General features: G+C 35.0%; 7 protein-coding genes and 1 pseudogene. 6 read left to right on the forward strand and 2 right to left on the reverse strand.

Translation table 11 applies throughout. The features are described 5' to 3' along the window. Positions 1 to 216 precede the first annotated feature (216 nt). Complete coding sequence (locus TY19_RS11560) at positions 217 to 828, reverse strand: aspartyl/asparaginyl beta-hydroxylase domain-containing protein (RefSeq protein ID WP_052354760.1); 612 nt, start codon at positions 826 to 828, stop codon at positions 217 to 219. A 119-nt stretch (positions 829 to 947) separates the two neighbouring features. Here TY19_RS11560 and TY19_RS03785 point away from each other — a divergent pair, with 119 nt between their 5' ends. Next, complete coding sequence (locus TY19_RS03785) at positions 948 to 2,210, forward strand: ArsB/NhaD family transporter (protein WP_226988478.1); 1,263 nt, start codon at positions 948 to 950, stop codon at positions 2,208 to 2,210. Between the two features lie 86 nt (positions 2,211 to 2,296). Here the strand turns inward: TY19_RS03785 and TY19_RS03790 are convergent, their stop codons facing one another. Further along, positions 2,297 to 2,773 carry a hypothetical protein gene (locus TY19_RS03790; protein ID WP_042280355.1) on the reverse strand — a complete coding sequence of 159 codons (477 nt, stop codon included), beginning with the start codon at positions 2,771 to 2,773 and terminating at the stop codon, positions 2,297 to 2,299. Positions 2,774 to 3,418: 645 nt separating this feature from the next. On the opposite strand from TY19_RS03790, the gene lpdA reads away from it, so the two are divergent. From lpdA to TY19_RS11565, 5 genes and pseudogenes are all read left to right on the forward strand, one after another. Continuing rightward, a complete protein-coding gene (gene lpdA, locus TY19_RS03795) occupies positions 3,419 to 4,825 on the forward strand; it encodes a dihydrolipoyl dehydrogenase (protein ID WP_042280357.1) in 1,407 nt (468 codons plus the stop codon). A gap of 26 nt (positions 4,826 to 4,851) precedes the next feature. Continuing rightward, positions 4,852 to 5,820: a lipoyl synthase gene (gene lipA, locus TY19_RS03800; RefSeq protein ID WP_079979212.1), complete on the forward strand. Its 969-nt coding sequence runs from the start codon at positions 4,852 to 4,854 to the stop codon at positions 5,818 to 5,820. A 14-nt stretch (positions 5,821 to 5,834) separates the two neighbouring features. Then, on the forward strand, positions 5,835 to 6,755 hold the full coding sequence (locus tag TY19_RS03805; protein ID WP_042280359.1) for a HEAT repeat domain-containing protein: 921 nt from the start codon (positions 5,835 to 5,837) through the stop codon (positions 6,753 to 6,755). Positions 6,756 to 6,786: 31 nt separating this feature from the next. Further along, a pseudogene (locus tag TY19_RS12655) lies at positions 6,787 to 7,337 on the forward strand (IS1 family transposase); the annotation flags it as partial. Positions 7,338 to 7,499: 162 nt separating this feature from the next. Next, positions 7,500 to 8,145 (forward strand): tetratricopeptide repeat protein (locus TY19_RS11565; protein ID WP_079979213.1); only part of this gene is annotated, 646 nt, incomplete at its 3' end.

Raw genomic sequence — 8,145 nt, forward strand, 5'->3', positions numbered from 1 at the left:
TTTTTTCTTAAGTAACTTTTCATTCGAAAAGCTATTAATTTTATCAATGGAATCTATATCCCCAATAGAAATGTCATTGAAAATGTTTTTCTCAAAAGTTTGAATCACCTCGAATGAGTAATTTTCAGGAATTTATTCAACAAATTTCGATGTCACATTCATTGGGCCACATTCTTCCAGCATTGAAAATTTAAATTGGAAAAGAGGCCTTAGTAACTATTTTTTAAATGTTTCTAAAGGTCTTCTGAAGTCAATATACAAAATGATACGTTCTTCATTAGAATAATTCCAAGCGCTATGTTCTAAGTTGTCATTAAAAACAATCCCATCACCTGGCTTTTTCCAAATGAAGGTTTGATCTTTGACTTTTAATCCGCATTGTTCTTCAGCAGGAATAATTAATCCTAAATGGCAAATAAATGAGAGAGGATTGTTGTGTCGATGAGGGGCTAAGTCGCTGTGGGGATGAAGCCTTGAAAGAGCGACGAAATTAATGCTAGGGAAATGTTTTAAAAGAGCTGTCGTTTTAGGAAATCGGATAGGAAGAGAATCTAATACTTGTTCCCTTTGCTCTAAAGTTAAGCCTGCACTGACTTCCATTCCGTGACCTGAATAGTTCCCAAAATAGATGGGAAAAACAGTCCAATTCCCACTTAGAAATTGACAATGACCTGATTGATCATAGGTATCACTACCCCATCGGAGCCAAACTTTATTTTCGATCAACTCATCTTGAATGATCGGAAGATTAATTTGAATATCATGAATTTCTTTAAAACGTTTGATTGGAAAAAAGGGAGTTTCTTCATCAAATTCAAATAAAATCATATATACCTTAATAGTAAAATCGTGGTTATAAGAGTATTTTTAAAACATTGGATGACAATTTATGTTTTAATCAAGAAGAGATTTTGTGTATAACAAATTTTTATTTAATTGATTGAGGCATGATGATTTCTTTGGTGATCTTTGTAGCCTGCTATATTAGCTTTGTCTTAGTTCCTCAGCATAAAGCGATGATTTCATTAATAGGCGTTGCTGCTTTAATTATTTTACAACAAATAGGGTTGTTAGCGGCTTTTCATGAAATTCACTGGAACGTTATGGGGCTTTTCATGGGGACATTGATTTTGGCAGAGTTATTTCTGTATTCGCGAGTCCCAGCTGTGTTTGCGGAATGGTTAGTTGACCGTTCAAAAACAGTAAGAAGCGCTTTAATTAGTATTTTTCTTTTATCAAGCATTATTTCTATGTTTGTTGAAAATGTGGCTGTTGTTTTGTTAATCGCTCCAGTTGCCTTGGCGCTTTGCGAAAAATTAAAAATTTCACCTGTAAAACCGTTGATTTTATTAGCCATGTTTTCCAATTTACAGGGAACTGCAACGTTGATTGGGGATCCGCCTAGTATGATTTTAGGCACTTATATGAAAATGACTTTTGGTGATTTTTTTGTTTATTTAGGAAAGCCTGGTATTTTTTTTATTGTGCAAGTGGGTGCTTTTTTTACACTGTGGCTGGCTTTTTATCTTTTCAGAAATTTTAAACAACCTGCTGAATTGATCAAACTCGAAAAAGTGAAATCTTGGATTCCTTCATTATTGTTAGTGATTTTGATTGTAGGATTATCTATTGGCTCTCCTTTTGATCCAGATTCTTCTTGGATGGTAGGATCTTTTTCAATGGGTTTGGCTATAATAGGATTGATCTGGCACCATTTAGGCCCTAAATGGGTATTTACAGAACAGATTCTCAAGACGTTAGATTGGAAGACAACTTTTTTTCTGATGGCTCTATTTATTTTAGTCGGAGCTGTTCGTTTAGAGGGGTGGATGGACGCTTTAGCAAAGTGGATTGTGAGTCATGTTCCTCCTAATCTATTGATGGTTTATTTTTTTTTAATTTTTATTTCTTTAATCATATCAGCATTTGTCGACAATGTCCCTTATCTTCTCGCCATGATTCCTGTCGTGCAACAGGTAGCGGATAATACGGATTTTTCTTTGTCTCTCTTAATGTTTGCTTTATTTATTGGAACTTGTTTGGGAGGAAATATCACTCCTGTTGGTGCATCAGCAAATATAGTCGCAGTGAGTTTTTTGGAAAAGAATGGGTATTCTGTTACTTTTTCAACTTATACGTACTACGGACTTTTATTCACAGGAATGGCTATTATTCCGGCAACCATAACTTTGTGGGTCCTATGGTCTTAATAATCAAGCTTGAGTGAGTTTTTATAAATTCATCCAGATTTATTATCTGCAAAATAATAGAATTTAGAGAGTCATTTGAGGAAATTCTACTCATTTTCCAGCGTCTGTAAAAATCTCCAACCTAAAAAAATAAAAGGGAGGCTAAGACCTAAAAAAACACTCCAATAATGGCTCTTCCATTGGAGGGTAAGAGTTCCTTCTTGTGAAAAAAGAAGCAGAACGACTCCAAACAAGAAAAAAATAGATCCTGACATCAAAAATAAAGTAGGTAAAATGTCTTTTTTGAGAAGAGTCCAAGACATTTCTATCGTAACAAACGATCCTTCAGCTAATTCGGTCTGTTCCTTAGATTGAAATTCGTTTTGTTCATTTTCTTGGATTTGGTAGAGAGGAGTCGGAATTTCTTCTTCTTCTTCTTCCGATGAGTGGTAAGATGGTCTCCAACCTGAGTTTTCTTCATCTACAGCGTGAATATATACTCCGCAGTAGGGGCAATTATCTACGTTTTTTGCGACATTTCCTTCACAATTCCAACATAACTTTTTTTTAGGTACTGCGCTCATTAAAACGCCCTATTAATCTTATATAAATATTTAACTTTTTAACTTATTATTGGGATGCTCCGATCTCCATGTAGAAGGATTATAAACACCTATTGACATATTATCTTTTTCTTTATCAAAACGCAAGCATTAGAGAAAAATTTCATATAAATTTTGTCAAGTCCAAATTAAATAGAATTGCATATCTAACTTAAGTTGTTATTATTTAGTTGATTGTGATTTTTAACTTAATTTAATTTAAGTAAATAAAAAAGTTGTTTTTAGCCTTTAAAGATTGTTGAAAACAGCAAAAATAGCTAATTTTTAGAATCATTTTCTATGAAAAAACGAATTCTAATATTATTATTTAGAAAAGTCTTTTAAATGCACTTTTAAAAGACTTTTCTTCTTTCTTTTTTTGTTTTTGTTAACTTAGAGGTAGATTTAGATCTTTATTTTATTTTAATAATAAGTTTTTTTATATGGAAAGACTATTTGAGATCTTATTTTCTTCTTGTTTGATGCATTTATTTCCAAATTTTTCAAAGAAGTATGATGATTCTGAATTGACAATTGTATATGCTAAACATCTCATTTTAGAGTTTATGCTAATTAAAAATTTAGGAAGTTTTAACTCTAGTGACAAGTTTATCGAAGGAGAGAATAATGGAAATAAAAAAATTCGATGTGGCTGTTCTTGGAGGAGGCCCTGGCGGCTATCCAGCTGCGATTCGAGCAGCACAACAAGGTAAATCTGTTGCATTGATTGAAGCCAAAGAATTGGGTGGTACTTGTTTAAATAGGGGGTGTATTCCTTCAAAAGCTTTAATTGCTGGAGCAGAAGTTGTTGATCGCATCCATGAAGCGAAAGAATTTGGAATTCATGTGGGTGAAGTTAATATCGATTATGCTCAACTTGCTTTCCATAAAGACCGAGTGATTGAACGAATGCGTAAAGGCTTAGAAGGGCTTATGGCAACTAATAAAATTACTGTTTTTAAAGGATTTGGACAATTTATTTCCCCTCGAGAAATTAAAATCAAAGGTCAGGATAATACAAGTATTACCGCCGATCAAATTATCATCGCGACAGGATCAGAACCGCGTAATATTTCAGCTTTCCCATTTGACTATGAACGCATTCATGACTCTACCTCACTGCTAGCCATGAAAACTCTTCCTGAAAAACTTATTATCGTTGGAGGGGGAGTCATTGGCTGTGAATTTGCCTCTCTTTATGCCACTCTTGGTGTCCATGTGACAATCTTAGAATTGTTGCCACGTTTAATTTCGACTGAGGCTATTGAAGTATCACAAGCATTGACAAAAGCATTTATTAAGCGAGGTATTCAAGTAGAAACAGGTGTAAAAGTTCAAAAAATTGAACAAGTTGAGATGGGAATACAAGTTCAAGTAGAAGAAGGAAAACATTACGTTGCTGACTGTTGTTTAGTCGCAGTAGGTCGTTCTCTCAATACTAAAAACATTGGACTTGACAAAGCAGGTATTTTAGTTCAAGAAAATGGGATGATTGCTGTCAATGATAAAATGCAAACAAACGTTGATGGTATTTACGCGGTAGGGGACATTGCATCGAAGTGGTGGTTAGCTCACGTTGCTTCTCACCAAGGCCTTATAGCAGCAGACCAAATTTGTGGAAAAAGTAGTCGTATGTATTATCACGCGATTCCTTCCGTAATCTTTACTCATCCTGAAATCGCAACAGTCGGATTATCACTTGAAGAAGCGACGAAAAGAGGATATAAAGCTAAGTTAGCGAGCTTTCCTTTTCAGGCGCTTGGAAAATCTCAAGCTGCTTTGCAGGCAGAAGGATTTGCCCAAATTGTTGTCGAAGAAAAATCAGGACAGATTCTTGGCGCTCAAGTTGTTGGTTATGAAGCCTCTGTAATGATTGCAGAAATGACTCTAGCTATTACGAACGAATTAACCGTGGAATGTGTGGCAGAAACCATCCATGCCCATCCTACTCTACCGGAAGCTTGGCTAGAAACAGCACTACTAGGGGAAGGCTTACCCTTGCACTTACCCCCTAAAACGCAAAAAAAGGGATAAGATTCAATTTTTAAAGGACTGCTGTGATGGAAAACTCTCCAAAAACTCGTCGCTTAAATATTTTACCAGATAATCCTGAAAATACTGGAGATGGCGTGGTAGGGCTTGGCCGCTTTCCTTCATGGTTGCACCGGCCACTTCCTAAAGGAAATCAACTTCAGATTACTGGGCAAGTCATCAACCAAAATCGCTTACACACTGTTTGTGAAGAGGCTAAATGTCCCAATCTCTTAGAATGTTGGACTAAAAAAACTGCCACATTTCTTGTGATGGGTAAAGAGTGTTCACGTAACTGTGGTTTTTGTGATATAGACTTTTCAAAAAATCCTAAACCCCTAGATCGAAGTGAACCGTCGAGAGTTGCTTTATCTGTCCAGCAGTTAGGATTAAAGCACGTTGTAATCACAATGGTAGCACGAGATGATTTGTCTGATGGAGGAAGTTCTCATCTCGTCGAGGTCATTGACGCGATTAGGCAAACCAATGAAGATGTAACTATTGAGGTCTTAACTTCAGATTTTGAAGGAAATCGAAAGGCTCTAAGCCTTGTTTTACAGGCTAAACCTGAAATTTTTAATCATAATATTGAAACAGTTCGTCGTTTAACTCCACGTGTTAGACATAAAGCCACTTATGAAAGAACTTTAAATGTACTTGAACAAGCTGCTCAAAAGAAATATCACTCCCAGCTTAAGGTTAAATCGGGAATAATGGTGGGGTTAGGTGAGACTGAGGAAGAAATTTTTGAAACATTATTAGATTTAAAAAGGGTAGGATGTGAAATTGTCGCCATCGGACAGTATTTACAACCTAATCGGCAAAAACTTCTTGTAAAATCTTTTGTTCATCCCGATATTTTTAAAAAATATGAGCAATATGGATTGAGTATAGGAATACCCCATCTTTATTGTGGACCTTTTGTTAGATCTAGCTATAACGCAAATTTAGTTCTTATGCGTGCAAATCAAAAAAAAGCAATTGTTAACAGCGAATAGTAATTAGGTGAATGATGCAAGAATCAGGCGAACCATTTGAACATTATCCTTTAGTAGATGCAATGGATCATGAAATTTTAATGCATCGAGACGCTCATTTTGGCGGTCTCTTTTCTGTCATGTTAGATTATTATAAAGGAGAAGGAAAAGGAATTCAGCCTGACTTTACAATTGAGAGAATTGAACGATTGGCAACTCTTGAAGCTGAAATGAAAGAAAATTTAGCAGCTTTATTTTTTACAGCATCGGAAGCGCAAAAAGTGGCTGACGCGAGAGCAACGTATCAAAATTTACGTTCTATTTATGAAATTCAAAATCAACAAAATCGTTTTCCTCGATTGATTGCTGATTTAATTTTAACTGAAGACGAAGAAGCAGAAAAAGAAGTGAATGCCATTGTGGCGGAGAAAGATAAAATTGTTCCTCTTCTTATTGAATGTTTGGGCAATGAGCAATTTTATGATCCAATTTTTCCTGGCTATGGATTGCTACCCTCTTTGGTAGTTAAATGTTTAGGTAAAATTGGAGACAAACGAGCTATTATTTCTTTATTTGAAGCGCTTGGTCAAGGAGATTTTTTTGCAGATGAACAAATACTTAGAGCGCTCAAAGCAATTGGGGATCCTGCAAAGGCTTTTTTATTAAAAGTTGTTTGCGGGAAACCTCTGAATGAAGATAATGAACGTGCTGCGATTGGCTTACTTGCTTTTAAAGAAAATCCTGAAGTTGCAAATACATGTTTTAATCTATTAAAAAACGAAGATATTCAAAAAAGACCTTGCCTCTCCACTTATTTGGCTTTAGCTTGCATAGGTTTACAAGATGAGCGTTTAAGACAAGAATTTCGGAAAATGGTTACCCAGCCGCAACTCAATGCAATGTTGAAAGAGGATATGAAAGGAATTATTCACAGTTGGGATCAACTCGATCAATAAATCCTAGTATTTTGATAATCAATAGAGTTAAAAAAACAATGAAGCTAAAATCATTAACGAACACACAAAGGAACTTGCCAGAAACGCTCTTTGAGAAAGAGTGTTTCTTCCTAGAGTTGGTAGAATTTTTGAGGTAAGGATGCCATGGCTGCTAGATTTTATTGATTTCATTATCAATGATTTACTTGAGGGAAGATTTAAAGACCCAAGTCACTTGTCATGAGAACGATGAGTTGAAAATGATCAGTGGTTATAGCTTGTCTTCCATAAAAAAATTGCCAAGTGCTTGCTAGGCTAGTGGATCCTTTAAAAAACGCTGGACTTTTTTTGCAAAACGGCTTGAATCCTTAAAAAAAAGCCCTCTATTTCACTGATCAATTTAATGTTTATTAGGAAACTATTTCTTGGAGCCAACATCAACCCAGTTAGCAAGCCATCTGGTCAGACAAGCTACCTTGAAAGATTCATTGTACTCTTAAGACAAAGTGTGCAAGACTTGTAAGGAAAACACTTTCATTTTCTAAAAAGCTAACTAATCCCATTGGCTTAATAAAATATTTTATTTGTGATAACCATAGATAATTGAGAACCTTACCTATTTAGCAATATCTTTAAATTTATATTTAATTATAATTTTATGATTAATTATAAAAATTAAATTGTAAATTATGTAAATATATTTTCTTCTTAATAAGAAAAACAAAATATCATAAAATTAACTAATAAATTAAAAAATAGAATTCTATGCAATTAAAATATATAGATGGCGATGCTCCTAGCAACTACTCTGCTCTTTCTTCTAGCCCAGATCCAAAATTAAACCAAAGTACAATAAACAATGGTAAAACATATATTCTTTTAGGAAGCTTTGAAAAAACATACCTTTTAAAGCGTAGAATTGGAATTGGAATATATGTAGCTTTTAAGACTTTATGTACGTTAGGATTGGGGCTTTTTTCTGAAAGCGTTCGAGAAGATTGGAAGTCTTTTTGGAGCGGTAAAAAAAGTAAAATTATTTACTCTTCTTCTCCCTCATTTTTACCAATTAAACTTTTGGCAGACCAAGGCGATGCAAAAGCTCAATACAAACTCGGATTGATGTATGATGAAGGCTGTGGTGTGACACAATCAGATGCAGAAGCTTTTAAATATTTTAAACTCGCTGCCGATCAAGGTGATGCAGATGCCCAATACGARCTTGGRGTCATATATGCCAATGGRSGGGGTATTACACAATCAGGGCAAGAGGCTATTAAATATTTTAAACTCGCTGCCGATCAAGGCCATGCAGATGCTCAATATAATCTTGGAGTCATATATGCCAATGGGCAGGGTATTACACAATCAGGGCAAGAGGCTATTAAATATTTTAAACTCGCTGCCGATCAAG

The organism is Candidatus Protochlamydia sp. R18 (assembly GCF_000648255.1).
GTDB classification, from domain to species: domain Bacteria; phylum Chlamydiota; class Chlamydiia; order Chlamydiales; family Parachlamydiaceae; genus Protochlamydia; species Protochlamydia amoebophila.